Annotated in this window: 24 protein-coding genes and 2 tRNA genes; 13 read left to right on the top strand and 13 right to left on the bottom strand. The window is 42.4% G+C overall.

The genetic code is table 11. The features are described 5' to 3' along the window. Positions 1 to 99 precede the first annotated feature (99 nt). Both ACVBIO_RS16810 and ACVBIO_RS16805 read left to right on the top strand, forming a co-directional pair. Positions 100 to 176 (top strand) — tRNA-Met (locus ACVBIO_RS16810). Between the two features lie 45 nt (positions 177 to 221). Next, positions 222 to 298: transfer RNA gene (locus ACVBIO_RS16805), tRNA-Met, on the top strand. 764 nt (positions 299 to 1062) lie between these two features. Here the strand turns inward: ACVBIO_RS16805 and ACVBIO_RS16800 are convergent. Beyond that, complete coding sequence (locus ACVBIO_RS16800; RefSeq protein WP_447159359.1) at positions 1063 to 2421, bottom strand: MATE family efflux transporter; 1359 nt, start codon at positions 2419 to 2421, stop codon at positions 1063 to 1065. A gap of 32 nt (positions 2422 to 2453) precedes the next feature. Here ACVBIO_RS16800 and ACVBIO_RS16795 point away from each other — a divergent pair, with 32 nt between their 5' ends. Continuing rightward, entirely contained in the window at positions 2454 to 3071 is a 618-nt protein-coding gene (locus ACVBIO_RS16795) for a riboflavin synthase subunit alpha (protein ID WP_447159358.1), read from the top strand. A 99-nt stretch (positions 3072 to 3170) separates the two neighbouring features. On the opposite strand, the gene ACVBIO_RS16790 is transcribed toward ACVBIO_RS16795, so the two are convergent. From ACVBIO_RS16790 to ACVBIO_RS16780, 3 genes are all read right to left on the bottom strand, one after another. After that, positions 3171 to 3371 carry a CPXCG motif-containing cysteine-rich protein gene (locus ACVBIO_RS16790; RefSeq protein WP_447159357.1) on the bottom strand — a complete coding sequence of 67 codons (201 nt, stop codon included), beginning with the start codon at positions 3369 to 3371 and terminating at the stop codon, positions 3171 to 3173. Positions 3372 to 3373: 2 nt separating this feature from the next. Then, a complete protein-coding gene (locus tag ACVBIO_RS16785) occupies positions 3374 to 4111 on the bottom strand; it encodes a pteridine reductase (protein ID WP_447164540.1) in 738 nt (245 codons plus the stop codon). A gap of 169 nt (positions 4112 to 4280) precedes the next feature. Continuing rightward, a complete protein-coding gene (locus ACVBIO_RS16780) occupies positions 4281 to 4547 on the bottom strand; it encodes a hypothetical protein (RefSeq protein ID WP_447159355.1) in 267 nt (88 codons plus the stop codon). Positions 4548 to 4834: 287 nt separating this feature from the next. Here ACVBIO_RS16780 and thrS point away from each other — a divergent pair, with 287 nt between their 5' ends. From thrS to ACVBIO_RS16755, 5 genes are all read left to right on the top strand, one after another. Beyond that, entirely contained in the window at positions 4835 to 6763 is a 1929-nt protein-coding gene (thrS, locus tag ACVBIO_RS16775; RefSeq protein ID WP_447159354.1) for a threonine--tRNA ligase, read from the top strand. Positions 6764 to 6766: 3 nt separating this feature from the next. Beyond that, positions 6767 to 7309 (top strand): translation initiation factor IF-3, encoded by a 543-nt coding sequence (gene infC / locus ACVBIO_RS16770; RefSeq protein WP_220764059.1) that lies wholly within the window; start codon positions 6767 to 6769, stop codon positions 7307 to 7309. An 87-nt stretch (positions 7310 to 7396) separates the two neighbouring features. Beyond that, positions 7397 to 7591, top strand: a complete 195-nt coding sequence (rpmI, locus tag ACVBIO_RS16765; protein WP_012155497.1) for a 50S ribosomal protein L35 — start codon at positions 7397 to 7399, stop codon at positions 7589 to 7591. 18 nt (positions 7592 to 7609) lie between these two features. Further along, positions 7610 to 7969 (top strand): 50S ribosomal protein L20, encoded by a 360-nt coding sequence (rplT, locus tag ACVBIO_RS16760; RefSeq protein WP_012155496.1) that lies wholly within the window; start codon positions 7610 to 7612, stop codon positions 7967 to 7969. Between the two features lie 152 nt (positions 7970 to 8121). After that, positions 8122 to 8706 carry a GNAT family N-acetyltransferase gene (locus ACVBIO_RS16755; RefSeq protein WP_447173044.1) on the top strand — a complete coding sequence of 195 codons (585 nt, stop codon included), beginning with the start codon at positions 8122 to 8124 and terminating at the stop codon, positions 8704 to 8706. Between the two features lie 277 nt (positions 8707 to 8983). Here the strand turns inward: ACVBIO_RS16755 and trxB are convergent, their stop codons facing one another. Then, positions 8984 to 9934: a thioredoxin-disulfide reductase gene (gene trxB, locus ACVBIO_RS16750; protein WP_447159352.1), complete on the bottom strand. Its 951-nt coding sequence runs from the start codon at positions 9932 to 9934 to the stop codon at positions 8984 to 8986. 275 nt (positions 9935 to 10209) lie between these two features. Here trxB and ACVBIO_RS16745 point away from each other — a divergent pair, with 275 nt between their 5' ends. The 3 genes from ACVBIO_RS16745 to ACVBIO_RS16735 are packed head-to-tail and all read left to right on the top strand — an operon-like array spanning position 10210 to position 11956. After that, complete coding sequence (locus tag ACVBIO_RS16745) at positions 10210 to 11337, top strand: M14 family metallopeptidase (protein ID WP_447170055.1); 1128 nt, start codon at positions 10210 to 10212, stop codon at positions 11335 to 11337. A 23-nt stretch (positions 11338 to 11360) separates the two neighbouring features. Next, positions 11361 to 11678: a zinc ribbon domain-containing protein gene (locus ACVBIO_RS16740; RefSeq protein WP_442529584.1), complete on the top strand. Its 318-nt coding sequence runs from the start codon at positions 11361 to 11363 to the stop codon at positions 11676 to 11678. Further along, a complete protein-coding gene (locus ACVBIO_RS16735; protein ID WP_447159350.1) occupies positions 11675 to 11956 on the top strand; it encodes a YeaC family protein in 282 nt (93 codons plus the stop codon). The genes ACVBIO_RS16740 and ACVBIO_RS16735 overlap by 4 nt, the downstream gene beginning before the upstream one ends. Before the next feature lie 83 nt (positions 11957 to 12039). Here ACVBIO_RS16735 and ansA read toward each other — a convergent pair whose 3' ends face one another. Continuing rightward, on the bottom strand, positions 12040 to 13056 hold the full coding sequence (ansA, locus tag ACVBIO_RS16730; RefSeq protein WP_447159349.1) for an asparaginase: 1017 nt from the start codon (positions 13054 to 13056) through the stop codon (positions 12040 to 12042). A gap of 216 nt (positions 13057 to 13272) precedes the next feature. Beyond that, positions 13273 to 15114, bottom strand: a complete 1842-nt coding sequence (gene sppA, locus ACVBIO_RS16725) for a signal peptide peptidase SppA (RefSeq protein ID WP_447173043.1) — start codon at positions 15112 to 15114, stop codon at positions 13273 to 13275. Positions 15115 to 15269: 155 nt separating this feature from the next. Between sppA and ACVBIO_RS16720 the strand changes: the two genes are divergently transcribed. Both ACVBIO_RS16720 and ACVBIO_RS16715 read left to right on the top strand, forming a co-directional pair. Further along, a complete protein-coding gene (locus ACVBIO_RS16720; RefSeq protein ID WP_447159347.1) occupies positions 15270 to 17285 on the top strand; it encodes an oxidoreductase in 2016 nt (671 codons plus the stop codon). A 598-nt stretch (positions 17286 to 17883) separates the two neighbouring features. After that, complete coding sequence (locus tag ACVBIO_RS16715; RefSeq protein WP_447164536.1) at positions 17884 to 18246, top strand: NirD/YgiW/YdeI family stress tolerance protein; 363 nt, start codon at positions 17884 to 17886, stop codon at positions 18244 to 18246. 116 nt (positions 18247 to 18362) lie between these two features. Here ACVBIO_RS16715 and ACVBIO_RS16710 read toward each other — a convergent pair whose 3' ends face one another. The 6 genes from ACVBIO_RS16710 to ubiG form a co-directional block, all read right to left on the bottom strand. Next, a complete protein-coding gene (locus ACVBIO_RS16710) occupies positions 18363 to 19250 on the bottom strand; it encodes a hypothetical protein (RefSeq protein ID WP_447173042.1) in 888 nt (295 codons plus the stop codon). Between the two features lie 243 nt (positions 19251 to 19493). After that, positions 19494 to 19877, bottom strand: a complete 384-nt coding sequence (gene yfaE / locus ACVBIO_RS16705; protein WP_447159344.1) for a class I ribonucleotide reductase maintenance protein YfaE — start codon at positions 19875 to 19877, stop codon at positions 19494 to 19496. Then, on the bottom strand, positions 19846 to 20976 hold the full coding sequence (gene nrdB, locus ACVBIO_RS16700) for a class Ia ribonucleoside-diphosphate reductase subunit beta (RefSeq protein ID WP_447159343.1): 1131 nt from the start codon (positions 20974 to 20976) through the stop codon (positions 19846 to 19848). The genes yfaE and nrdB overlap by 32 nt, the downstream gene beginning before the upstream one ends. Positions 20977 to 21047: 71 nt before the next feature. Continuing rightward, the gene (gene nrdA / locus ACVBIO_RS16695) at positions 21048 to 23336 is read right to left on the bottom strand and encodes a class 1a ribonucleoside-diphosphate reductase subunit alpha (RefSeq protein ID WP_447159342.1); all 2289 of its coding nucleotides are present in this window, start codon (positions 23334 to 23336) and stop codon (positions 21048 to 21050) included. Between the two features lie 458 nt (positions 23337 to 23794). Further along, the gene (locus ACVBIO_RS16690; protein WP_447159341.1) at positions 23795 to 24472 is read right to left on the bottom strand and encodes an HAD family hydrolase; all 678 of its coding nucleotides are present in this window, start codon (positions 24470 to 24472) and stop codon (positions 23795 to 23797) included. Beyond that, a complete protein-coding gene (gene ubiG, locus ACVBIO_RS16685) occupies positions 24465 to 25175 on the bottom strand; it encodes a bifunctional 2-polyprenyl-6-hydroxyphenol methylase/3-demethylubiquinol 3-O-methyltransferase UbiG (RefSeq protein WP_447159340.1) in 711 nt (236 codons plus the stop codon). Before ubiG ends, ACVBIO_RS16690 begins: the two co-directional genes overlap by 8 nt. Positions 25176 to 25404: the final 229 nt, after the last annotated feature.

Here is a 25404-nt window from a genome sequence, read left to right as displayed (position 1 = left end):
CTCGTCGGGCTCATAACCCGAAGGTCGTTGGTTCAAATCCAGCTCCCGCAACCAATTCTTTTATAACAGAATTAAAATAGTTATTAGCGTCAACATGGACGCGGGATGGAGCAGTATGGTAGCTCGTCGGGCTCATAACCCGAAGGTCGTTGGTTCAAATCCAGCTCCCGCAACCAATTCTTTTGTAACAGAATTAAAACAGTTATTAGCGTCAATATGGACGCGGGATGGAGCAGTATGGTAGCTCGTCGGGCTCATAACCCGAAGGTCGTTGGTTCAAATCCAGCTCCCGCAACCAATTCTTTTATTGAAGAATGACGTGATATGTAGGCCAGCGAAAGCTGGTTTTTTTGTACCTGCGATTTACCGTTCTTTATAAGGTTATGAATTTGGATGGTGCAGTTTACTTGCTCGTCGGGCTCAACTTTTTATAAAAGCTAGGGCGAAGGTCGTTGCCACGCTTTTGTGAATAGTAATCCAGCTCCCGCAACCAATTCTTTTATTGAAGAATGACGTGATATGTAGGCCAGCGAAAGCTGGTTTTTTTGTGTCTGAAATTTGTAATTCCGTCTTCTTTTACACGCGTGAGCCAATTTATATACCTGCACGTTTTCTTTTGTTGGTGCCTATCAGTATAAAGATATGTTCGCTTTACTGGCCGGTCATTAATAGCTGATCGGTTCTACCATCCTCGGTCTCTGTATCTGCGTCACCGTACTTCAGGAATCGATTTATTCGTCTTGCATTAGTTTGCCAAAAATACTCTGATCAAATCACTTTCCCTATATTGATAGGAATTAGAGTAACTTCCTCAATAAAAGCGATAAGCTGAAGAGTGGCCGTATTAGACTGCAGTGCAGTCAATGCAGTGTTAATTAGCATAGGTTTGATGCATATTCTATGGCTTATAACGCCTAGGTGCTTATAAGCATGTTTTACCTGATAAAACTTGCCCATAAAAAAACAGGCTAACTGCAATAGCGTTAGCCTGTTTCATTGTTATGGATAACCAGTGCTGGAACTTAATACTTAGCTATTAGGCTGATATTGTTGTCCTTCCGATTAAATTGCTGAGTGCACAACGCCCAATTTTTGAATGTACCTTAAGCGTGCGGCAAACATTATCGCTGCACTTGTAAGACCTGCAATAAGGCCTATCCAGAAACCTTGGGCACCCATATGCGGTACGATGATATCGGTACGTGCTAAGGTATAACCTAAAGTCATACCCACACCCCAGTACGAAACTAAGGTGATATAAAACGCGCTGCGAGTATCTTTATAGCCACGTAATGCACCTGCGGTAACGACCTGAACTGAGTCTGATAACTGATAGATGGCGGCATAGAACATTAAGCTACCAGCTAGTGCAACGACCTCAGGGTTATCATTATAGAGTAGGGCAATTTCATGTCTAAATAACACGGTAATGATTGCGGTACAGGCTGCTAAAGAAAACGAGATAATGAGTGCGAGTTTGGTCACTAGCGCTGCAATTTCTGGTTTATCTTGACCTAGGTAATAGCCGACACGAATTGATACCGCGATACCGAGAGAAAGCGGTAACATAAACACAATCGATGAGAAGTTAAGTGCTATTTGGTGTCCTGCAACGACTGTTGCGCCCAATGGTGCAAGTAAAAGGGCGATGATTGCAAATAAACTCACTTCAAAAAACAGCGCCATAGCGATTGGGAAGCCATGTTTTGTCATTTCAAACATGACTTTGAAGTCTGGTAAGTGAAAAGATTTGAACGGAGCCAGTTCTTTAAACTTATCATGGAACTGCATGTAGATGATCATGGCGATAAGCATTGCCCAGAATACTAATGCAGTGGCAACACCACAGCCAGCGCCGCCCATTGCTGGCACACCAAAGTGGCCATAGATAAAAATGTAGTTAGCAGGGATGTTTACCGCTAAACCGACAAAACCTATGACCATAGTGGGTAAAGTATAAGAGATCCCTTCGCTACAACCTCTTAATACTTGATAAAGCACAAATGCCGGAACGCCCCACATAAAGCCATTTAAATAGCCAATACCGAGCCTTGCCATTTCGGGTTCAAGCTCCATCATGGTGAAAATATTCTCTGCAAATGAGAGGATAAGCACCACACCCACACTGCCAATTATGGCAATATAAGCAGCTTGGTAAGCCAATGGTTGAATTGCCTTTTGATTGTCGGCACCGTGATGGTGAGCAAATACGGGTGTAAAGGCCATTAATAAGCCTTGTACAAACAGTAAAGCGGGTAACCAAAGACTTGCTGCAATGGCAACCGCGGCCATATCTACGGCACTAACGCGACCCGCCATGACGGTGTCAATAAAGCCCATCATGGTTTGTGTTACTTGAGCAATTAGCACCGGTAGTGCTAACTGGATTAAACGTTTGGCTTGAAAGCCAGAATGGTTCATGAATACAGCCCTTAATACTAACGAGAGATAAAATGTTTACAGGTATAGTTCAAGCAACATGCGAAGTGTTGGCGATAGATAAGAAATTAGGCTTAAGCACGCTACAAATCGCAATTGGGCCGGATTTGCGCGAGGGACTTTCACTAGGGGCAAGTGTCGCAAATAACGGTGTTTGTTTAACAGTCACAAGAATAGATGATGATAGGGTGTTTTTCGATGTAATGGAAGAGACCCTTAAGCTAACTAACCTATCAAAACTGAGAGTCGGATCACAGGTTAACATCGAGCGTTCATTAACCTTCGGTAGTGAGATTGGCGGGCACATATTATCGGGCCACGTGCACACTCAAGCCGAGGTCGAATTTGTTAGTGCAACGGATGAGCATTACGATATTTGTTTGAAGGTTGAACCTAAGTGGATGAACTACATTCTTTATAAGGGTTTCGTTGGTGTTAACGGCTGTAGTTTAACGGTGGGTGAAGTGAAAGACACGAGCTTTATGCTGCATCTAATTCCAGAAACATTAAAGCTAACCAACTTAGATGGCTATGTTAAAGGTGATAAAATTAACATCGAAATAGATAGCCAAACCCAAGCGATAGTCGATACCGTTGAACGAGTACTCGCTAAGCGTTTTGAAAACCAATAACTTGACTCGTTACTGATGCGTTGTTGACTCTTGAAAAGCGCTAGCAGATCTAGACTAATACCCTGTGATATGGCCATCTACTGCCATAAGCTTGCTGGTTTAGTAGATCTGCTCGTCGTCTGAATCAATAAAAAACTCAATTTTATGCTGGGCTTCATCCAGGTGCAGACGCATATGGATGGGGTTACAGCACACCCGGCAATCTTCATAGTAATCTTGGTCACCACACGTTGCGTCTATATTAATGTGTTGGTGATGCCCGCAATGGGGACAACTAATCGTTTTGTTGATGAATCTCATGTTTACGCTCCCATAAAACCTACTGCGCTTCGTCCTCCATCTACAGCAATGACTTGGCCTGAGATATAAGACGAACTGACTAAGTGAGAAATAAGCTTGGCGATATCCTCTGGTTGGCCAAGCTTTGCTAACGGGATTGCACTTAACACTGCTTGTTGTGACTGAGTATCTGATTGTTCTGGCCATAAAATTGCACCAGGTGAGACACCATTTACGCGTACATCGGGTGCCAATTCTTGCGCCAGTGATAACGTTGCCATCTCAAGTGCAGCCTTTGATATAGAGTATAGTCCATGATCTTTTAATGGGCGCCGGCCATGGATATCGAGTAGGTTAATTATGCAGCCGTTATTCTTACTTAATATGGGATTCAGTGCTTCGGCTAATAAATAGGGGGTAATAAGGTTTGTCGCAAGCAATTGTTGTGCTTGTGCAAAGGTCGCCTCGCCAGTGGGTGTGGGGATAAAACTAGAAGCATTATTGATTAAAACTGACAAAGGCAGTTGAGACGATTTAATTTGTAAGACTAGTTTATTGACAGCATCAGCTTGAGCTAAGTCGGCCTGCATGATAATCGCAGAGTCGGCGCGCTTAGTGTTTAGTTGAGTGCATAGAGCTTGGGCTTGTTTTGCTGATTGCCCATAGTGAATGACAATATTATGGCCTTCATCATGAAGATGAGTAGCGATAGTGCATCCAATCCGTTTTGAAGCGCCTGTGACTAATGCCCAAGTGGTCATATTTAATCCATCCATTGCTGAATAATGAGATGGCTATAACTTAACGAGCGTTAGCTATTAGCCTCTATCGTGACATGATAGCCACAGTAAATGGGTAATAGAAGACGAGTCTTAGTAATAAACTCAATAAAAGCCAACGGGATGCACATGCCAAGGTAACAAAGCTAAATTAATATCGGTCATAATTTTGTTCTCTATTTGTCAGTTTTGTACCATCGAGAGTGTTGATGTCAACTAACGCTTTTTGTCTCATTTGGTCATTTTGATACAAACTATCGGTAATGAGCGTTTTACTCATCAATAACAGTGCTTTGTTGAGCTCGATTTCAAGTTGTACGGCAACAGCCTGTTTATCAATAGAGTTTACCGCAACGTTATTGGGTTGGTTTATATCTGCTTGAAAAAGCACGGCTGCAAACATCAAAGTATTAATCATCACTAGCTCCTTATTAAGTTGTGCGTATGCTAACGGGCGAACGTGAATGAATTGTTACGGTAACCCTCTAGTTTTATTACACTTAACTTTAAATATTTTGCTCATTTAATAAGAAAAACTAATGTGATTGAAAACTTGCATCATACAGTGGCTATCACTTAGAATTAGCAGCTTGCGCGCTGGAAAACACAGACTCCAGTAAGGTCTAGTCCCAGTTGCGTAAACACATACTTAATTTTAAAACCAAGTGGCCCTACGTAGGGGTCACCACTGGAAAAGGAAAAATCATGCCTGTTATTACACTTCCTGACGGAAGCAAACGCGAGTTTGCTAACCCTGTTTCTACTTTAGATGTTGCTGCTGATATTGGTCCTGGTCTTGCTAAAGCGTGTATCGCTGGCCGCGTGAACGGTGAATTAAAAGACGCGTGTGACATGATTGACACAGATTCAGATCTGTCAATCATCACGGCTAAAGATGAAGAGGGTGTTGAAATTCTTCGTCACTCATGTGCTCACTTGCTCGGTCATGCAATCAAGCAATTGTTCCCTGAAACCAAAATGGCTATTGGCCCTGTTATCGATAATGGTTTCTACTATGACATCGACTTAGATCATAAGTTGACTCAGGAAGATATCGATGCGTTAGAAAAGCGCATGGCTGAACTTGCTAAAACTAATTACGCTGTTGATAAGCGTGTTGTTAGCTGGCAAGAAGCGCGTGATACTTTTGAATCACGTGGTGAAGTTTATAAGATGGCGATTTTGGATGAGAACATCCCGAAAGATTCAACGCCTGCGCTTTATCACCACCAAGAATATATCGACATGTGTCGTGGCCCACACGTACCAAACATGAAGTTCTGTCAGAATTTTAAGTTAATGAGTGTGGCGGGTGCATATTGGCGTGGTAACTCTGACAACAAGATGTTGCAGCGTGTATACGGAACAGCTTGGGCGGATAAGAAAGCACTTAAAGTGCACCTTAACCGTCTTGAAGAAGCGGCTAAGCGAGATCATCGTAAAATTGGTAAGCAGCTTGATCTTTACCATATGCAAGAAGAAGCGCCTGGTATGGTGTTTTGGCATAACGATGGTTGGAGTCTGTTCTTAGAGCTTGAGAAGTTTATTCGTCAAAAGCTAGGTCAGTACACTTACCAAGAAGTTAAAGGTCCATTAATGATGGACAGAGTGTTGTGGGAACGCAGTGGTCACTGGGACAAGTACTCAGAGGCTATGTTCACTACTAGCTCTGAAAACCGTGAATATGCGATTAAGCCAATGAACTGCCCTGGTCACGTTCAGATCTTTAACCAAGGCCTTAAGTCATATCGTGACTTGCCATTACGTATGGCTGAGTTTGGTTGTTGTCACCGTAATGAGCCATCAGGTTCATTACATGGCCTGATGCGCGTTCGTGGCTTTACTCAAGATGATGCACATATCTTCTGTACTGAAGAACAAGTACAGCAAGAAGTAAGCGCATGTATCAAAATGGTTTACGACACATACGAAACATTCGGATTTAGTAATATCGTTGTTAAGTTGTCGACTCGCCCTGAAAAGCGCATTGGTGATGACGATATGTGGGATCGTGCAGAAGAAGCGCTTAAACAAGCACTAACTGCAAATGATATCGAATTTGAAATTTTACCGGGCGAGGGCGCGTTTTACGGTCCTAAGATTGAATTTACATTGCATGATTGTCTAGACAGAGCGTGGCAATGTGGTACAGTGCAGCTCGATTACGCATTACCTGGTCGTTTGGGTGCAACTTATGTTGCTGAAGATAACAGCCGTCAAACCCCTGTTATGATCCACCGTGCGATTTTAGGTTCATTAGAGCGCTTCTTGGGTATTCTAATTGAAGAGTATGCAGGCAAGTTCCCAGCTTGGTTATCGCCAGTTCAAGTTGTTGTAATGAATATTACCGATAAACAGTCCGATTATGTCGACAATGTCGTTAATTTATTCAAAGAACATGGAATTCGTGCAACTAAAGACTTGAGGAATGAGAAGATAGGCTTTAAAATACGTGAACATACTTTAAGGCGTGTGCCTTATTTACTGGTCGTTGGTGACCAGGAAATGGAAAATAATGAAGTAGCGGTGCGTACCCGTGAAGGCGTTGACTTAGGTAAGATGCAAATCGAAGAATTTGCTACTAAGCTCAAAAACCAGATTTCGCTCCGTAGTCTCAATTTGTTGGAGGATTAGGTCATAAAGATCAAAAAAACAGCAGGGCGCCAGGCGGCCCCGAACAGAATTAACGAGCTCATCGTTGGTGTATCTGAAGTCCGTCTAAACGGTTTAGATGGTGAGCAGTTAGGCATCTTAACAATTAAAGAAGCACAAGAAGTTGCTGATGAAGCCGGTGTTGATTTAGTAGAGATCAGTCCTAATGCTGAGCCGCCAGTTTGTCGTGTTATGGACTACGGTAAGTTCCTTTTTGACAAAGCAAAAGCTCAAAAAGAACAAAAGAAGAAGCAGAAAATTGTACAGGTGAAGGAAATTAAATTCCGTCCCGGTACAGACGAAAACGATTACCAGGTAAAACTACGCAACCTGACTCGTTTTCTAGAAGACGGCGACAAAGCGAAAGTAACGCTGCGTTTCCGTGGTCGTGAGATGGCTCACCAAAGCCTAGGTATGGATCTTTTGAACCGTATCAAAGCTGACTTGGAAGTTATAGCAGTAGTGGAGTCTTTCCCGAAAATGGAAGGTCGCCAAGCTGTTATGGTTCTCGCGCCGAAAAAGAAATAGTAAGGCAACCATAAAAGTAACAGGGGCCTATTAAGGTTTCCTGTTCGCCTTGCGTTTTATTAATTGTCCCAATGCGGAGTTTTAGCAATGCCTAAAATGAAAACAGACAAGGGTGTACAAAAGCGTTTTAAGAAGACCGCTAACGGTTTTAAGCGCAAGCAAGCCCATTTACGTCATATTTTGACAAAGAAGAGCACTAAGCGTAAACGTCACTTACGTGCAAAATGTCAAGTAGCTAAGTCTGATGTGCCAGCAATCGCACGTCAACTACCATACGCTTAATTAAAGGAGCAATGAACAATGCCTAGAGTTAAGCGTGGTGTAACCGCTCGTGCTCGTCACAAGAAAGTACTTAAATTAGCTAAAGGTTATTATGGCGCTCGTAGCCGTACTTACCGTGTTGCTGTTCAAGCAGTAACTAAAGCTGGTCAATATGCTTACCGTGACCGTCGTCAGAAGAAACGTCAATTCCGTCAACTATGGATTGCACGTATCAATGCGGCATCTCGTCAAAATGGTCTGTCTTACAGCCGTTTCATTAATGGTTTGAAAAAAGCATCAATCGAAATCGACCGTAAGATCCTGGCTGACATCGCTGTTTTCGATAAAGTTGTATTTGCAACTTTAGTTGAAAAAGCAAAAGACGCTTTAGCTAAGTAATTAGTTTAGAATCTTTTGAAAAAGGGAGCCTTAAGGCTCCCTTTTTTATGCCCGTCATTTATTAAGGTATTCTCTAATACACTCTACGGATTAGTAAACCCTAGTTATCTAATCATAAGTCTGCAAACAAACTAAAAAGGATTTTCCAGCTAATGACAACCTTGACAACGGCCCGACTCATAATCTCACCCATGTCATTAGATGACGTTGATCTGCTATTTGAGTTAGATCAAGACCCACTCGTGATGAAATACATTAACGGTGGGCGAATAGTGACTCGTGAAGAAATAGAAAATGTATTTATTCCCCGATTTGCAAAGTTTTCAAACTTAGATAAAGGCTGGGGCTTATGGAAAGTGTTTGCAAAACCTACAACAGACAAGGGATCCAAACCGCTGCTGACTATACCGCCGACGTTCGCTGGGTGGATTTTAATTAGACCCATGTATTATTTTACCGATAAGCCTTATTTTAATGATCTTGAGATTGGCTGGCGTTTTAAGCAAAGTACATGGGGAAAGGGTATTGCAACAGAAAGCGCTAACACCGTCGTTAAGCATCTAGCCGAGACGCAATTGAATATCGAAAGGTTCTCAGCTATTGCCGACGATAGAAATCTAGCTTCAATTAACATTATGACAAAGCTTGGTATGAGCTATGAGGGTAAGCTAGAACACCCTGATGCAGGCGATGATGTTGAGGTTGTTTTGTATTCTAAGCGTATAGCGCGTGACTAATTATTTGCTTATAGCGTATTCGAATGACCATAAATAAAGCATAAAACTATACTTATGCCAATGCTACTGGCTGAAGTAGTTGCTTTAGCGCTAATAGCTCAATCACTAGTACATTGAATTGTTTTTAAAGATTAAAGCTTGTGAAAGTTTGTAGCCTGTCATTACGTATCTATAAGTAAAAAAAGATAGGCAGTCTATACGAATTAATCCAATAAAAAAGCCAACTGATGCAGTTGGCTTATATTTTCTGATAAAGCGCGGGCTTTTTATCAGGTTATTAAAGTGCGTCTAAGTAACGCTCTGCATCTAAGGCAGCCATACAACCGGTGCCTGCAGAGGTAATGGCTTGGCGGTAATGTTGATCCATTACATCTCCAGCCGCAAACACGCCTTTAATGCTCGTTTGAGTTGCATTGCCGTTTAAGCCGCTTTCTACTTTGATATAGCCGTTGTTCATCTCTAATTGGCCTTCAAACATAGAAGTATTTGGCTTATGACCAATGGCAACAAATACACCAGCAACGTCTAGATCTGTGATTGCTCCGTCTTTAGTGCTCTTCATTTTTAGGCCTGTAACGCCCATCTGATCGCCAACGACTTCTTCAAGCGTGTTGTCTAAGTGAAGTACGATATTACCGTTCTCAACTTTATCCATAAGGCGCTTAGTTAAGATTTTTTCACTGCGGAATGTATCACGGCGGTGAATAAGGTGAACTTCAGATGCAATGTTACTTAAGTAAAGTGCTTCTTCAACAGCGGTATTACCACCACCAATAACGGCTACTTTTTGGTTACGGTAGAAGAAACCGTCACAGGTCGCACAAGCTGACACACCGCGGCCTTTAAAGGCTTCTTCAGACTCTAGGCCTAAATACATGGCTGATGCGCCAGTAGAGATAATTAGCGAGTCACAAGTGAATTCGCCATTATCGCCTTTAAGCTGGAAAGGGCGCACGTTTAAATTAACTTCATTAATGTGATCAAAGATAATTTCGGTTTCAAACTTCTCAGCATGCTTTTGCATACGTTCCATAAGTGCTGGACCTGTAAGATCTTCAGCATCGCCTGGCCAGTTTTCAACTTCAGTCGTGGTAGTTAATTGGCCACCTTGTTGAATACCTGTGATCAATACTGGCTTTAAATTTGCGCGAGCGGCATAAACTGCAGCTGTGTAGCCTGCTGGGCCAGAACCCAGAATAAGTAGTTCACAATGTCTAGCTTGGGTCATTAGTTTCTCCGTTCTTTAACGAATGCGGGACGACAAAGGGGAGCTGTTCCCTATTGTTTCAAGAATTGCTGCGATTGTATGGAATTTCCGGGGGCTGGTAAAGCTCTGTATTTGGGTTTAAGTTCGGCGTTAGTTCACCTAGGCCGTGATATTTGGCGGTTTTTATTGGGTTTAAGCTGTTCCTTATCACATTTTGGTTTATTCTATAGCGCAAAGATTGGCATCAGGCTAATAAGCCGAGTCATAACGTAAAGCTAAAAGAAAAAGGAAGTGTTATGCGCATTACAGCGAATTTTGATAGTGGCAATATTGAAGTTATCAATCTAGATAACAAAGATGATGTTCAATTAGCGATCCGCCCTGATGAAGGTGGTGAATTTTTTCAGTGGTTTAACTTTAAACTTGAAGGGGTCGTTGGTAATCAATACACCCTTAACATCGTTAATGCCGGCAAAGCTTCATATACAAAAGGCTGGGAAGATTACCAAGCTGTTGCGACCTATGACAGACAAACCTGGTTTAGACTGCCTACTCAATACCAAGACGGTCAATTGAGTATTCAAGTTGATCTTGATTGTGACGCAATTCAAATTGCGTACTTTGCCCCTTATAGTTATGAACGCCATCAAGATCTGCTCGCTGCTGTACAAGTTCATCCACAAGTCAGCCTTGAGCATTTGGGTTTAACTCTTGATGGTCGCGACATGACGCTCGTTAAGATCGGTGATGGAGATGAAGATAAAGCTAATATTTGGATCACTGCACGTCAACACCCTGGTGAGACCATGGCTGAATGGCTAGTCGAAGGCTTGATGAATAACTTGCTTGATAGCGACTGCCCTACTGCGAAAGCACTTTTAGATAAAGCCAACTTCTACATAGTACCCAACATGAACCCAGATGGAAGTGCACGTGGACATCTACGTACTAACGCTGTGGGTACCAACTTAAACCGAGAGTGGAAAACCCCTTCACTAGAGAAAAGCCCTGAAGTGTTATACGTGGTCAATAAGATGAAAGAGACTGGCGTTGACCTTTTCTATGATGTGCATGGCGATGAAGGACTGCCATATGTATTCTTAGCAGGTTGTGAAGGCGTACCAGCATTTACAAATCAAGATGCTGAACGTCAGCAAGCGTTCGTTGATGCTTTATTGATGGCAAGTCCTGATTTTCAAAATGAATTTGGCTATGACAAAGATGAGCCAGGTCAAGCAAACTTAACCGTTGCATCAAATTGGGTTGCGCATACCTTTGGTTGCCTTTCAAATACACTTGAAATGCCGTTTAAAGATAATGCCAACATGCCAGATCTGATGGCGGGTTGGTCACCAGAGCGTTGTATTTATCTTGGTGAAGCGTCTTTGATTGCCATGAACGCTGTTGTTGATAAGCTTAAGTAATAGCAATAACTAAGAGGTAGCCAATGGCATTAGTTAACTGTCCTAGCTGTAACAAACGTATTTCGAGTATGGCTAAAAAGTGTAATCATTGTCAGGCGGCGATTTCGGCTGACAATGAAAGTCTTAAAGTCATCAGTCATATTAAGCGTTCAAATCAGTTAATGAATCAAAGCTTTTTAGCGTTAACTTTATTTATCGGTGGCGTGGTAACTTGGTTTTGGGGCGGTGAGCCAGCGGAAGGACTTAGAGCAAATATTGCACTGGGTGCATTTGCGCTGGGCTTTGTGGGCTACTTGATCACTAGAGTGCAAATCGTACTGCATAAACGGAAGAAAGTATGACAGATATAAATAAAGTCATCGACGAGATGCCTGATGAGGTCTATCAACGCTTACTTAGCGGTGTTGAGCTAGGTAAATGGCAAGATGGTACCGTTTTGACGCCTGAGCAACGGGCATCGACACAACAAGTTGTTATGCTTTATCAAGCAAGAAGGCTACAGCAAACTGATCATTTCACGATTAACAGTGAAGGTCAGGTTAATGAGTTGTCTAAGTCTGAACTTAAAAAGCAGTTTAAAGGCGAGTCGATTGCCGAGTTTAAACAAGACGAGCTTTAATTAACCGAGCTTAATTAAACATTCGTGCATAAAAGAGCCCCAAGCATCACTGCTATGGGGCTTTTTTATTATATACATCGTTGCTAGTCTGAGGTTAACTCGCCAGCGATAGAAATCTTCATTGCGGTGCGAATTTCTTCTGGTGACAGCTCGGTCGATAGTAAATAGTGCAACTTAGTCAGCGCCGCCTCAGTCGTCATATCATAGCCACTAATGACACCTGCCTCAGCTAAAGCATTACCCGTAGCGTAGCCGTCCATATTCACACGACCCTGCATACATTGGGTTAAGTTAACTAATACTATGCCACGCTCATGTGCATCTTTTAGCGTTTTAAGCAATGCAGGAGTTTGAGGCGCATTACCAACACCAAAAGTAAGTAGAATAAGTGCCTTTACCGGTTGCTGTAAAATATTGGCAAAGATTTCAGTATTAATTCCTGGGTAGAGTGTCACAACGCCAATGGGCTGTGGACTTATATTCGCCACATGTAATGGTATAGTGCTATCGATTTGAGCGCGCTTACCTGCATGCCAGCGGATCTTAATGCCTGCTTCGAGTAGAAGTGGGAAGTTAGGCGATGCAAACGCATTAAAGCCATCGGCATGAGCTTTAGTCGTGCGATTACCTCTAAACAGTTTGTTGTTAAAGAATAAACAGACTTCGGCTACTGGATAGTTGGCTGCAATATACAGTGCGTTAAGCAGGTTTGTTTGACCATCAGATCTAAGCTGCGCCAAGGGGATCTGCGAGCCCGTAACGATTACAGGCTTTTGTAGGCCTTGCAACATAAAGGATAGGGCTGAAGCGGTGAACGCCATGGTGTCGGTGCCATGGAGGATCACAAAGCCATCATATTTATCATAATTGGCTTTAATATCATCAGCGATCATCTGCCAATCGGTTGGCGCCATATTTGATGAATCAATTAATGGTGTGTATTCACTAATCACAAAATCTGGCATTTCATCATGGTAAAACTCGGGCATAGCTTTGACACAGCCTGTGAGAAAATCTGCAACAGGTGCAAAGCCTTGTTCGGTCTTTTGCATGCCAATGGTACCGCCTGTATAGGCGACATAGATAGATCGTTTAGTCATTTGATTTTGTTTTTTAGTTTTGGATTAAATCACGATGCAGGGATTATATACCCAAAGTGGTTACAGATGCAGGGGATAAGGGCAATTAGCTGAGGTAAGTGGGGGTTATATGTCAGTAATGAGAGCTGTTACAAAAGTTGGTAGTGATAAGCTTAAAATGAATAAGCCCTGAATCTACAGGGCTTATTTATGGTCTATACCCATGCTAAGCGGTATTTAGTTATTACAGGTATCGCAATACAGGTAAACACCGTTTGGATCATCAAATGATTTAAATTCATCAATCACAGTTGACCACTGCTTTAAAACGGATTCAAGCAAACTTGATTGAGCAAAACTTTGTGGCATATAGCTCGAAGCTGAGGCAAGCATTTCTTGGATGAACAGCTCTTGAGGAGAAAGCTCCTTTTCAATGATTTCGGTGTCATACTGCTCAAGTTTGGCCATTTGCGCTGCCTTTGTTACTGCATCTTGAAGCTCACCCAACCCATCTACAAGGCCTAGTTCTAATGCCTTTCGTCCGGTCCACACGCGGCCCTGAGCAATGCTGTCTACATAGTCTAGGCTCATATCACGCTCTGATGCCACGAGAGAGATAAAGTCTTGATAACCCCGTTCTATGTGGCGTTGAATAATGGCTTCAATTTGAGGAGAGAGACCTTTGGTTACTGAAAACCCTGCCCATTCGGACGTGCCCACACCATCGGTGTGAACGCCAATGCTTGCCAATGAGTCCTCGAATGTCGTGATCATACCAAAAATCCCGATAGATCCTGTTAACGTGGTTGGGGTTGCATAGATATAATCGGCGCTCGCAGAGATCCAATAACCACCTGATGCGGCATAACTGCCCATGCTGACAATAATTGGTTTGTTTGCAGCCTTTATCGCTAACACTTCTTGTCTAATTTCTTCAGAAGCGAAAGCGCTACCACCAGGACTATCAACACGCAGTACTACGGCTTTAACTGAATCATCAAAGCGGGCTTCTCTTAACAGCTCAGAGGTACTCTTGCCGCCAATTTGACCAGCAGGTTGCGAGCCATTAAGAATATTTCCTTTCGCGACAATAATACCCACTTTGTCGTTAAGTGATAGAGTTGGGTGAGTTTGCGTGACTGATAAATAATCATAGAAGTCGACATGTTTATAAGAGTCACCGTCTGCAGATTTACCAACGGCATCAACCATGGATAACCTAAACTCATCATAAGTTTTAAGCTCATCAACCCACTTCATGTTCAGCGCCATTTCGGCCGATTTACCGTTTGCCTTATCGAGCTGGGTAAGATAATCATCAGCACTGAGTGACAAGTCATGACTATCAATGCCTCGATTCGCCGCAACAGTATCAGAGTAGCTTTGCCACAAATCGTTTAAAAGTACCAAATTGGCTTCTTTAGCTGCATCTGACATATCGTCACGGATAAAAGGTTCAACCGCTGACTTGAAGGTGCCGACTCTAAAAACATGTGCGTTGATCTTGAGTTTTTCTAACGCCGATTTAAAGTACAGGCGATAACGGCCTAAGCCTTCAATTTCAACACTACCTTGCGGGTTGAGATAAACTTTATCGGCAAAGCTGGCAAGAAAATATTGATTTTGACCATACCAATTACCGTTAGCAACGACGGTTTTACCCTCAGCTTTGAAAGACTCTATGGCATTACCAATAGACTGAAGCTTACTGATCCCGGTGCCGTGTAACATGGCCAGATCTAATACCATCAGTTTTATTCGTGTATCCGTTGTTGCGTTTTCAATAACGGTCAGTACATCAGACAATAAAATCTCGCCGCTTCCGTCTGCCTCATTGCCACTTTTCATGGCAGCTTCTAACGGGTCAACTTGACGTTTTTGATCAACGATTACTCCAGATAGATTAAGTACCAGTGCAGTACCATCTTCAACTTTTACACCGTCATCGGCACTAAGGCTTACGATGATAATAGCAATCACGCCAAAGAATATAAGATTAAGAAAAAGCTTTCTTAATCCATTGACGGTATTCCATATAAGTAGGAATATCCTTTTAAATATTGAGGGTTTAGTGGACATTATCCACTCCTATATAGCTTAGTTAGCATAATGCTAACTGAAATCTCATCGGAAAGGAAAACTCAATTGTAAAGGAATCTGTTGTTTGGCTTATTGAGCTTATTGTTTACACAGGGTATGCTGGATTAAATCACTTGTTTAAAAAGGATGTTTGAATGTCGTTTCCGCATTTATTAGAACCCTTAGATCTGGGTTTTACCCAGTTAAAAAACCGTGTATTGATGGGCTCAATGCATACAGGTTTAGAAGAAGAAAAGGGCGGCTTTGAGAAACTGGCAGCGTTTTACAAAGAACGTGCACTAGGTGGTGTGGGCCTTATCGTTACCGGCGGTATTTCGCCTAACTTGCGTGGCCGCTTAGCGCCAAATGCCTGTCAGCTTAGTTTTCCGTGGCAAGTAAAGAAACACACTAAGGTCACTCAAGCTGTCCATGAGGCTGGCGGCAAAATTTGTATGCAGTTATTGCATGCTGGTCGTTATGGTTATCATCCTTTCTCTAGTGCGCCGAGTAAAATCAAATCACCTATCACCCCCTTCACTCCCTCAGCGATGTCGATAAGACAGGTTGCTGGCACTATCAAAGATTACGCAACCAGCGCAGCCTTAGCTAAAAAAGCAGGTTATGACGGCGTTGAAGTGATGGGAAGTGAAGGTTACTTGATAAATCAGTTTATTAGTTCTCGTACTAATAAACGTACTGATAAGTGGGGCGGGGCGTTTGAAAACCGTGCACAGTTTCCAATAGAAATTGTAAAACAAATTCGCGCCAAAGTTGGCGCTGACTTTATTATTATCTTTAGATTATCGATGTTGGACCTTGTCGATAATGGCTCAACTTGGGAAGAGGTGGTCAAGCTTGCTAAGTGGTTAGAGCAAGCTGGTGTTACCATTATTAATACTGGGATAGGTTGGCATGAAGCCAGAGTTCCAACAATTGCGACCAGTGTGCCTCGCGGCGCATTTGCTTGGGTAACCGAGCGATTAATGAAAGAGATGTCAATTCCACTGATTGCGACGAACCGTATTAACACACCAGAAATTGCAGAGCATATTATTTCATCCGGTCAGGCTGACATGGTATCAATGGCGCGCCCTTTCTTGGCCGATCCGGACTTTGTTAACAAAGCGGCGGCGAATACGCCTGAACTTATCAATACCTGTATTGGCTGTAATCAGGCTTGCCTTGATCATACCTTTGCGCTTAAGCGTGCAACGTGTTTAGTGAACCCTAGAGCCTGTTATGAAACTGAGCTTAATTTTACACCCGCTCAAAATAAGAAACGCATTGCAGTGATGGGCGCAGGACCTGCTGGAATGGCATTTTCTATCTACGCAGCAAGTCGTGGTCACGAGGTTGTTCTGTTTGAAGCTAAATCTGAAGTCGGTGGTCAATTCAACTTAGCACGTAAGATCCCTGGAAAAGAGGAGTTTAATGAAACCATTCGTTACTTCCTTAATCAGATTAAGCTGCATAAGGTTGAATTACGCTTAAACACTCGACTCGATGCCAGTGTGGTACGTGATGAGAAGTTTGATGAAATTGTTATTTCTTCAGGCGTGAAGCCAAGACCAATCGAGTTACCCGGTTTTGATAGCCCTAAAGTGGTTGATTATCAGAAAGTACTCAATGGTGAAGTGCAGATTGGCCAGAAAGTCGCACTTATCGGTGCGGGTGGAATTGGCTTTGATATGGCGCATTACTTGTGTGAGTCAGAATCTTCAACCCTCGATTTAAACCGTTGGTTAAAACAATGGGGCATAGATAAAGACTATAAAGAGCCCGGTGGTTTGACAGAGCCCGTTCCTGAAACTGAGCATAGAGAAGTGTATTTACTGCAGCGTAAAGCGACCAAGATGGGCAAGGGGCTAGGTAAAACGACTGGTTGGATCCATCGCTCTGTACTTAAACAGCACGAGGTGTCGATGAAAACCGGTGTCAGTTACGAGAAGTTTGACGACCAAGGTCTACATATCAAAATTGATGGGCAAGACGAGGTGCTTGATGTCGATAATGTCATCTTATGTGCAGGGCAAGTGTCAAACACTGAACTCGTCGATGAGATGAAGTCCACCGGTATTCCCGTACACCTTATTGGTGGTGTAGATGTTGCTGCAGAACTGGATGCCAAGCGAGCTATTCGTCAAGGCGCAGAGCTTGCTATTGCGCTGTAATACCTAAGTCAATGGCTAATCAAAAAACCTGCTTACGCTTAATGCGTTAGCAGGTTTTTTATTACAGTTTCAACCACATGTCTTGGGGCGCCTTATCTTTGGTTATTAACTGATTGATATGTTGTTTAAAAATCCAGAACTCGCCGTTTACAGCCATAAATGTTTTTCTGCTGTATTTTGCTATAAATGAAATAAAAACAGTGAATTAGTCCTATTTTAAAGTCAGAATTCACACTTACTTCACGACCTCCAAGCTATGCTATTGAATAAAAGTCAGCAGTAGAAGTTACATGTACTATAGTATTGATTACTAATGATAACGATAGATATAGGCTAATGTTGCCAAATGAAAAGTGATCTGGTTTGTTTAAAATCGTTTTGGCTATAAATCGCAGATCTTGAGTCTAGTTGAGTCTAGTTGAGTCGAGTTTTGAGACTAGCGTGCGCGATTTCGTCATTTTGAAGCACAACTAAGTAGACCTAATCAACTTACTTGCAAAAGGTTGAGTGCAAGGTAGTTCATCATGGACTTCGTTTGCGTGACTTAAAGCAATTCAATATAAAAGTGTTAATTACCGAACCATAGGGGAATTCTTTCATGAAAAAAGTACTACTAATGAGCGCACTGATATTTGCATCATCAAGTGTTTTCGCAGCCCAAACAAGTGATCCAAAGGGCGGATTTATTGGCCCGAGTAATGTCAGCGTGAAGACAGTCGCTGTTGCTTTAGGCGCCAAGGATGACACTCCAGTAATATTAACGGGTTATATCGTGGCAAGTTTGGGAGATGAAGCTTACAAATTTAAGGATGATACAGGGGAAGTCATCGTTGAGATTGACGATCGTGACTGGAATGGCGTTGAAGCGACGCCTGAAACTAAGGTTGTCCTTGAAGGTGAGGTTGACAGCAGTTGGTCTTACACACAAATTGATGTGGACTCGGTTAAATTAGCAAAATAGAGTTGAGTACAACGCTAACACCCAATTAGACCAGTAGTACTTACTACTGGTCTTTTTATTTTAAAGCTTGATGTGATCTAGTGAAGCTCATGTTCAATACTAGGTTTTTAGAAGTACTAGAGCAGCTGTTGCTCCGTAAAGAGCACTTGCTGACAGTATGCTAGTCGGTGCCTTATGGCATCTAAGTACTGAGATGCTTGATTATCAACTAAATACCAAAAAGAGTTTGCTTGCTCTGGGGTTTGGTTGAAGAACATGAGCTCACAATCGAGTAGTTTTTCTTGGCTTGAATGGTGTAACCAGGTTTCGATGGGGCTTGTTGCTAAGTAGTTCAGTAAACAGAGGTTATCTGGCGTCGAGTTTTCATCTGCCACACTTGATTTAGACTGTGCCTGGTTATGTATTTTTTTGAGCAATAGAAAAGGGCAGTGAGCTATGTGGCGCTCCTTATGCTGCTCGTCGTTAAGGACCTGAACGGGCAATAGCTCCGGCTTGGGCAACATCAATTCAGGCCAGTCAAAACTTGCAAGTAAATCTAATGCAATACGACGTTCCCCTAACCAGTTGTGGACCATACAAGCTAAGTGTTCTTCACTTTGCATGGTCAATTGACGTTTAAGACTTGGCAATAACGACATACGTTTAACTGTTAATTGGCAAGAGAGCTTTGTCATTAGTACCGCGGTCACCAATCCTGTTGATGGCCAGCAGTGAAGCTCTTTTTCTAATGACTCTGCTGTTTCAATAAGCTGCTGTGTTAATAATGCCAGCTCAGTATCAGTAAAATGGCCTGAAACAACAAAGGGGCTCTTTGAGCCAACAAATGGACCGTTAGAGATATTGATCAGCGTACTGGTTATTGGATCTTGTTTGTCTTGAGGTGTTGTACCGTTAAAAATGAAGGTCGCTCCACTCGATGGGATCTCCCACTTTCCGTTTGCATTACCGATAATGGTGACTTTACTTAGTATGCTTAATAGCTTAGTAGGACTAACTGTCTGCATTCTCGCCTTCAGATTAAAATTTGTTTGCGCCTATAATACCAGTCAATTTAACAAAATAACCCAGCTGACCTTGATTGTTTAGCATTTGTATCGCCGCTAGCATGTGGTTATATAGCATTTATGTTGAAAGTAGAATGCACTATAAGCTGACATTTACAAACAACCAGTGTTGGTAGCGCTGTTAAGGCAGATATTAAAAGCCAAAAGGTATGAAGGAAGCTGTGACGAAGTGAAAAAGTGTAATTAAATTGCTTTTGTTGTCGGGGATTGTTGAGCTGGTGCACGTACAACGACTTCAGCCCCTTCGGCAGAGAGTACTAAATCGATATCTTCCTCTGGGATGCAGCAGCAAGGAAGACACTCATCTTGTTCCAGTGTAACAAGTGGTTCACGAAAGTAGCTAACCTTACCGCTTTTTACTTTAGTTTTACACTGTCCACAAAAGCCACTGCGACATTCAGAGAAGATTTTGACTTTCTTTAGCTCTAATGCTTCAAGCAAGCTGATGTGTTGCTCAGTAAACAGCAACACAGGCATGCCTTGAAGGCTCACAATCGGAGCCTTCTTAAAGCGAGCTTGACTAAAGTTTTGTGACTTAAAGGTCAAAGTCAGAGAACTCATCATCATCGATAGAAGAATCGATTTGGCCAACAAGATAAGAAGAGACTTCTACTTCTTGTGGGGCTACTTGTACTGAATCACTTTCTAACCAGTTCTTCATCCATGGAAGAGGGTTGGTTTGCTCTGGATATGGCGATGCAAAATTAACGGCTTTCATGCGCTCGTTGGTGATGTATTCAACATACTGGCACAGAATATGTTCGTTTAGCCCAATCATTGAACCATCTTTGAATAGGTATTTAGCCCACTCTTTTTCTTGCTCAGCGGCTTTGATAAAGATATCGATAGCCGTCTGCTCGCACTCTTTAGCGATTTCAGCCATTTCAGGGTCGTCTTTACCAGCGTGCATGATCTTCAAGATATGCTGAGTGCTGTTTAGATGCAGGGCTTCGTCACGAGCGATAAGACGAATGATTTTCGCATTACCTTCCATGACCTTACGCTCTGCAAATGCGAACGAGCAAGCAAAGCTGACATAAAAACGGATAGCTTCAAGTACGTTGACCGATACCATACATAGGTAAAGGGCTTTTTTGATTTCACGTTTAGTGACTTCAATGATCTCACCATCAATTTCGTGACTACCTTCGCCCAACAAATGATAAGCCTGGCTCAGCTTGATCAAGTGATCGTAGTAGTTAGCGATATCACTTGCGCGCTTTAAAATCTCATCATTTTCAACGATGTCATCAAACACAACTGAAGGATCGTTAACGATATTACGAATAATATGAGTGTAAGAGCGCGAGTGAATAGTCTCAGAAAATGACCAGGTTTCAATCCAAGTCTCTAGCTCAGGTAGTGATACCAATGGCAAGAAGGCAACGTTTGGCGAACGACCTTGGATTGAATCAAGTAGTGTTTGATACTTAAGGTTCGAGATGAAGATATGCTTTTCATGCTCTGGTAGTGCCGCGTAGTCGATTTTGTCACGGCTGACATCGACTTCTTCTGGACGCCAGAAGAACGAAAGCTGCTTTTCGATCAGCTTTTCAAAAACTTCATATTTCTGTTGATCATAACGCGCTACGTTAACTGACTGCCCAAGAAACATAGGCTCTAGCATTGCGTTGTTAGGAGTTTGACAAAATGTTGAATAGGCCATTTTTCTATCTTCCGATAATGGGGGCTAAGCCCCCTTAAATTAACGTTTAATACTAATGATTAACTCTTGGGTTAAATCTTACATGCGCCGCCAGCGCAACTGTCATCTTCTTTCTCAATGGCAGTGATATCGTCATGACTATCTGAAGCCCCATCACGAGTATTGTGATAGTAAAGTGTCTTCACACCATATTTGTAAGCGGTTAATAAGTCTTTCAATAGTACCTTCATGGGTACTCTGCCACCCTCAAATCGAGTCGGGTCGTAGTTAGTGTTAGCTGAAATAGACTGATCGACAAATTTCTGCATCAATCCTACCAACTGCAAATAACCATCGTTATTAGGCATTTGCCATAATAACTCGTAGCTATACTGATATTTTTCAAAGTCAGGTACAACTTGCTTTAGCTGGCCATCTTTACTCGCTTTAACACTAATTAAACCGCGTGGTGGCTCAATACCGTTAGTAGCGTTAGAGATCTGTGAAGAGGTCTCTGATGGCATTAGCGCTGACAGGGTAGAGTTACGTAGACCGTGTGTCTTGATCTCTTCACGTAATGTTTCCCAGTCTAGATGTAATGGCTCGTCGCAGATCTTATCTAGATCACGCTTGTAGGTATCAATCGGTAAAATACCCTTAGCATAAGTTGTTTCATGGAACGAGGGGCAAGCACCTTGTTCTTGAGCAAGCTTCATAGAGGCTTTCAATAAATAGAATTGAATCGCTTCAAAAGTCTTGTGGGTAATGCCGTTAGCAGAACCGTCTGAGTAACGTACGCCTTCTTTTGCTAGGTAATTAGCGAAGTTAATTACGCCAATACCCAGTGTGCGGCGGTTCATCGATGCTTTTTCAGCAGAGATGATTGGGTAGTCTTGATAATCAAGTAAGTTATCGAGTGCACGCACGGCAAGATCAGCTAGTGGCTCAAGCTCCTCTAACTTCTTAATAGCACCTAAGTTCAATGCTGATAGTGTACAAAGTGCAATCTCACCGTCTGGATCGTTAATGTTATTTAACGGTTTAGTTGGCAAGGCAATTTCAAGACACAAGTTAGACTGACGTACAGGCGCAACCTTAGAGTCAAATGGACTATGAGTATTGCAGTGGTCAACGTTTTGAATGTAGATCCGGCCAGTCGAAGCGCGCTCTTGCATCATTAATGAGAACAGCTCTACAGCTTTTATCTGTTTTTTACGAATGCTGCTATCAGCTTCATATTTAAGGTACAGACGTTCGAACTCTTCTTGATCTTCAAAGAATGCATCGTACATTCCAGGCACATCTGATGGGCTAAATAAGCTGATCATGCCGCCCTGAATTAGGCGCTGATACATCACCTTGTTGATTTGAACGCCGTAGTCTAAGTGACGAATACGGTTATCATCAACACCACGGTTATTCTTTAATACCAATAGTGATTCAACTTCAAGATGCCACATTGGATAGAATAGGGTCGCTGCACCACCACGTACGCCGCCTTGAGAACAAGACTTAACCGCTGTTTGGAAGTACTTATAAAATGGTAAGCAACCTGTGTGGAAAGCTTCACCACCGCGAATAGGGCTACCTAGTGCGCGAATACGGCCTGCATTGACACCAATACCAGCACGTTGAGATACATACTTAACAATTGACGATGAGGTCGCGTTAATTGAATCTAGGCTATCGCCACATTCAATTAGAACGCATGAACTGAACTGACGAGTTGGCGTACGTACACCTGCCATGATAGGTGTAGGTAGCGAAATTTTAAATAATGAAGTTGCATCATAAAAGTCTTTAACGTACTTAAGGCGCGTCTCTTTGGGATACTTTGCGAATAGGCAAGCTGCAACCAAGATATACAGGAACTGAGCACTTTCATAAATTTCGTGGCTAACACGGTTTTGTACAAGATACTTACCCTCAAGCTGCTTTACAGCGGCATAAGAGAAGTTCATGTCTCGCCAGTGATCGATATAGGTATCAAGAATTTCAATCTCTTCTTGAGAGTAATCTTCAAGAATGTGAGCATCGTACTTACCGAGCTCAACTAAATTGACCACGTGGTCATAAAGCTTAGGAGGTTCAAACTGGCCAAAGGCTTTCTTACGTAAATGGAACACAGCAAGACGTGCAGAAAGGAACTGATAATCAGGTGCTTCTGGTGAAATTAAGTCAGCTGCTGCTTTAATGATAGTCTCATGGATGGCTTCAGTTGCAATGCCGTCGAAAAATTGCAGGTGAGAACGGAGTTCTACTTCTGATACAGAGACATTATTAAGTCCCTTTGCCGCCCATTCAATAACGCGATGGATTTTGTCGAGATCGATAGTCTCACGTTCGCCACTACGCTTTGTGACTGTCATATTGCTATTCATTAAAGATAGACCTTGATTTTTATATTTATGAAAGTGACCAGTTCAGGTTCACCCTACGTTTCCCTGTAAACAAACAGTTTTTAACCGTAAAAACGGAGAGTTCCTTTTTGTTGACACAAACGACTAAATAGTGCCTGTTATTGTCACTCACACACAATATATGGTGTTTTGAGATTCAATAGCTACAAGATAGTGAGGTTATGGTATTTTTGCAAGTGGGAATTTATTGGACAAGTTGTGGATATCTTGGGGGTAATTGAACCTGTTAGTAATGGCTAACCCTTAAAGCTTGTTTTGATTTGATTTCCTCGGTGAAGAGTAATATTTGAGCAAATAAAAATGATCGATAAGATCGCTGCTAACTTGTGCGATCCTAACCGATCATTTGAGTACTTTTTTATGACGCTTAATAACTTAATTAACAAAGATTTTAAAGCAGCATATAAAGGGTGAATACGCTAGCGCTTATAGCAAAAAAAATCGGCTAAGCTGTCACCGTTTTCAAAACTTAAGTCAGCAGGCCAAAGACTCGGTTCGTCATCTGGTCCGATATACCCCCAGGCCGCTAAACCTGAGATCATATTCGCCGCCTTAGCAGCGATAAGATCACGTTCAGCATCGCCTAAATAAAGAATATGCTCAGGTAAAACCCTAAGCTGCTGTGCTGCTAACAGCATAGGAGCTGTATGGGGCTTTGAATGTTGAGTGGTATCGCCGCTGACCACAGCAGGCATTTTTGCTGTTAAACCGAGTTTATCTAGTAGAGGCCTTGCAAAGCGCGCTGGCTTGTTGGTGACGACCCCAAAGGGGATTGAAAGCTGGCTAAGCGTGTCCAGTAACCTATCTAACCCCTTAAATAAATCGCAATTATCTCCGTTGATCAGCTCATAATTGTCGAAAAGAGATTGCTGTAATGAAGGAATGCTTGCGTCATCAATGGCGGGGATGGCAGCTTTAATCATTGCGATACTGCCATGTGAGGCGCTCGCTCTAATGGCTTCAAATGGCACACGACTGTGACCATTCGCGGCTAAAGCCATATTAAGTGCCTCAATCATTTCTGGTGCCGTATCAGCGAGTGTGCCATCTAAATCAAATAGCACACCTTTAATAGTAAGTGCCTGTGCTTTAGTCATTTTTAACCGTAGCTATCATGTAGTTAACTTCAAGGCTCTTGGTGTATCTGAAGATGTCAGTAATAGGGTTATAGGTAATACCCACAGCATCTGTACAAAATAGCTCGGCGTTATCAGCCAAACCAATTAACTCTGATGGTTTGATAAATTTATTATGATCATGTGTGCCAACAGGCAACATCTTTAATAGGTATTCAGCACCTAGAATGGTTTCAACATAGGCACGGATGTTGCGGTTAATGGTTGAGAAAAACACAAAACCACCTGGTTTAACCATATCGGCGCAAGCTTGAATAACAGAGCTAGGGTCAGGAACATGCTCAAGCATTTCCATGCAAGTGACGACATCATAATGACCACGGTGTTGGTCTCTGTGTGCTTCAGCGGTATTTTTTACATAGTTAATCTCGACGCCTGTTTCTAGTGCGTGAAGTCTGGCGACATCAAGTGGTTCATCACCCATGTCTAGGCCAGTTACGTTAGCGCCAATTTTTGCCATGCTTTCAGACAAAATTCCGCCGCCACAGCCGACATCGAGAATTTGTTTACCAAAAATGCCGCCTGCTGTTTGGTCAATATAGTTAAGGCGAAGTGGATTTAAGTTATGCAGTGGCTTAAATTCGCCGTTAGGGTCCCACCAAGTGGCGGCCATTTTCTCAAACTTCGCGATCTCTTGTGGATCAACATTATTATGTGTTTGCACTTAAATTACCTCAGAGCGAAAAATCTGTCTTTGGGCCACATTATAATGAATAGCACCAAGAAACAAAGCAGTTATGAAGCTGTTTGTTACTTATTGAACAAACTGAACAATTAATGCGCCTATGTCTTGATTTTAATCAAGTGAATTAGCTTTTTTGGCTTATTTAAAATGAATCGATATTTGGGTCTAGCGCCATAAAATAACTGTGTTAGAATGCCAAATCACGTTT

The sequence above is a fragment of the Shewanella sp. 0m-8 genome (assembly GCF_052977265.1).
The sequence above is the reverse complement of the archived record's forward strand: the minus strand, read 5'-3'. Positions and strand labels throughout refer to the sequence as shown.

Excerpts from the sequence above, each read along its gene's own strand:
- nrdB (WP_447159343.1), bottom strand. The coding sequence starts at position 20,976 with ATGGCCTATTCAACATTTTGTCAAACTCCTAACAACGCAATGCTAGAG.
- ACVBIO_RS16745 (WP_447170055.1), top strand. The coding sequence starts at position 10,210 with ATGCGCATTACAGCGAATTTTGATAGTGGCAATATTGAAGTTATCAAT.
- rpmI (WP_012155497.1), top strand. The coding sequence starts at position 7,397 with ATGCCTAAAATGAAAACAGACAAGGGTGTACAAAAGCGTTTTAAGAAG.
- ACVBIO_RS16735 (WP_447159350.1), top strand. The coding sequence starts at position 11,675 with ATGACAGATATAAATAAAGTCATCGACGAGATGCCTGATGAGGTCTAT.
- sppA (WP_447173043.1), bottom strand. The coding sequence starts at position 15,114 with ATGTCCACTAAACCCTCAATATTTAAAAGGATATTCCTACTTATATGG.
- yfaE (WP_447159344.1), bottom strand. The coding sequence starts at position 19,877 with ATGATGATGAGTTCTCTGACTTTGACCTTTAAGTCACAAAACTTTAGT.
- ACVBIO_RS16790 (WP_447159357.1), bottom strand. The coding sequence starts at position 3,371 with ATGAGATTCATCAACAAAACGATTAGTTGTCCCCATTGCGGGCATCAC.
- rplT (WP_012155496.1), top strand. The coding sequence starts at position 7,610 with ATGCCTAGAGTTAAGCGTGGTGTAACCGCTCGTGCTCGTCACAAGAAA.
- ACVBIO_RS16755 (WP_447173044.1), top strand. The coding sequence starts at position 8,122 with ATGACAACCTTGACAACGGCCCGACTCATAATCTCACCCATGTCATTA.
- ACVBIO_RS16720 (WP_447159347.1), top strand. The coding sequence starts at position 15,270 with ATGTCGTTTCCGCATTTATTAGAACCCTTAGATCTGGGTTTTACCCAG.
- ansA (WP_447159349.1), bottom strand. The coding sequence starts at position 13,056 with ATGACTAAACGATCTATCTATGTCGCCTATACAGGCGGTACCATTGGC.
- ACVBIO_RS16800 (WP_447159359.1), bottom strand. The coding sequence starts at position 2,421 with ATGAACCATTCTGGCTTTCAAGCCAAACGTTTAATCCAGTTAGCACTA.
- trxB (WP_447159352.1), bottom strand. The coding sequence starts at position 9,934 with ATGACCCAAGCTAGACATTGTGAACTACTTATTCTGGGTTCTGGCCCA.
- ACVBIO_RS16710 (WP_447173042.1), bottom strand. The coding sequence starts at position 19,250 with ATGCAGACAGTTAGTCCTACTAAGCTATTAAGCATACTAAGTAAAGTC.
- thrS (WP_447159354.1), top strand. The coding sequence starts at position 4,835 with ATGCCTGTTATTACACTTCCTGACGGAAGCAAACGCGAGTTTGCTAAC.
- ACVBIO_RS16740 (WP_442529584.1), top strand. The coding sequence starts at position 11,361 with ATGGCATTAGTTAACTGTCCTAGCTGTAACAAACGTATTTCGAGTATG.
- ACVBIO_RS16780 (WP_447159355.1), bottom strand. The coding sequence starts at position 4,547 with ATGATTAATACTTTGATGTTTGCAGCCGTGCTTTTTCAAGCAGATATA.
- nrdA (WP_447159342.1), bottom strand. The coding sequence starts at position 23,336 with ATGAATAGCAATATGACAGTCACAAAGCGTAGTGGCGAACGTGAGACT.
- ACVBIO_RS16715 (WP_447164536.1), top strand. The coding sequence starts at position 17,884 with ATGAAAAAAGTACTACTAATGAGCGCACTGATATTTGCATCATCAAGT.
- ACVBIO_RS16785 (WP_447164540.1), bottom strand. The coding sequence starts at position 4,111 with ATGACCACTTGGGCATTAGTCACAGGCGCTTCAAAACGGATTGGATGC.
- ACVBIO_RS16795 (WP_447159358.1), top strand. The coding sequence starts at position 2,454 with ATGTTTACAGGTATAGTTCAAGCAACATGCGAAGTGTTGGCGATAGAT.
- ACVBIO_RS16690 (WP_447159341.1), bottom strand. The coding sequence starts at position 24,472 with ATGACTAAAGCACAGGCACTTACTATTAAAGGTGTGCTATTTGATTTA.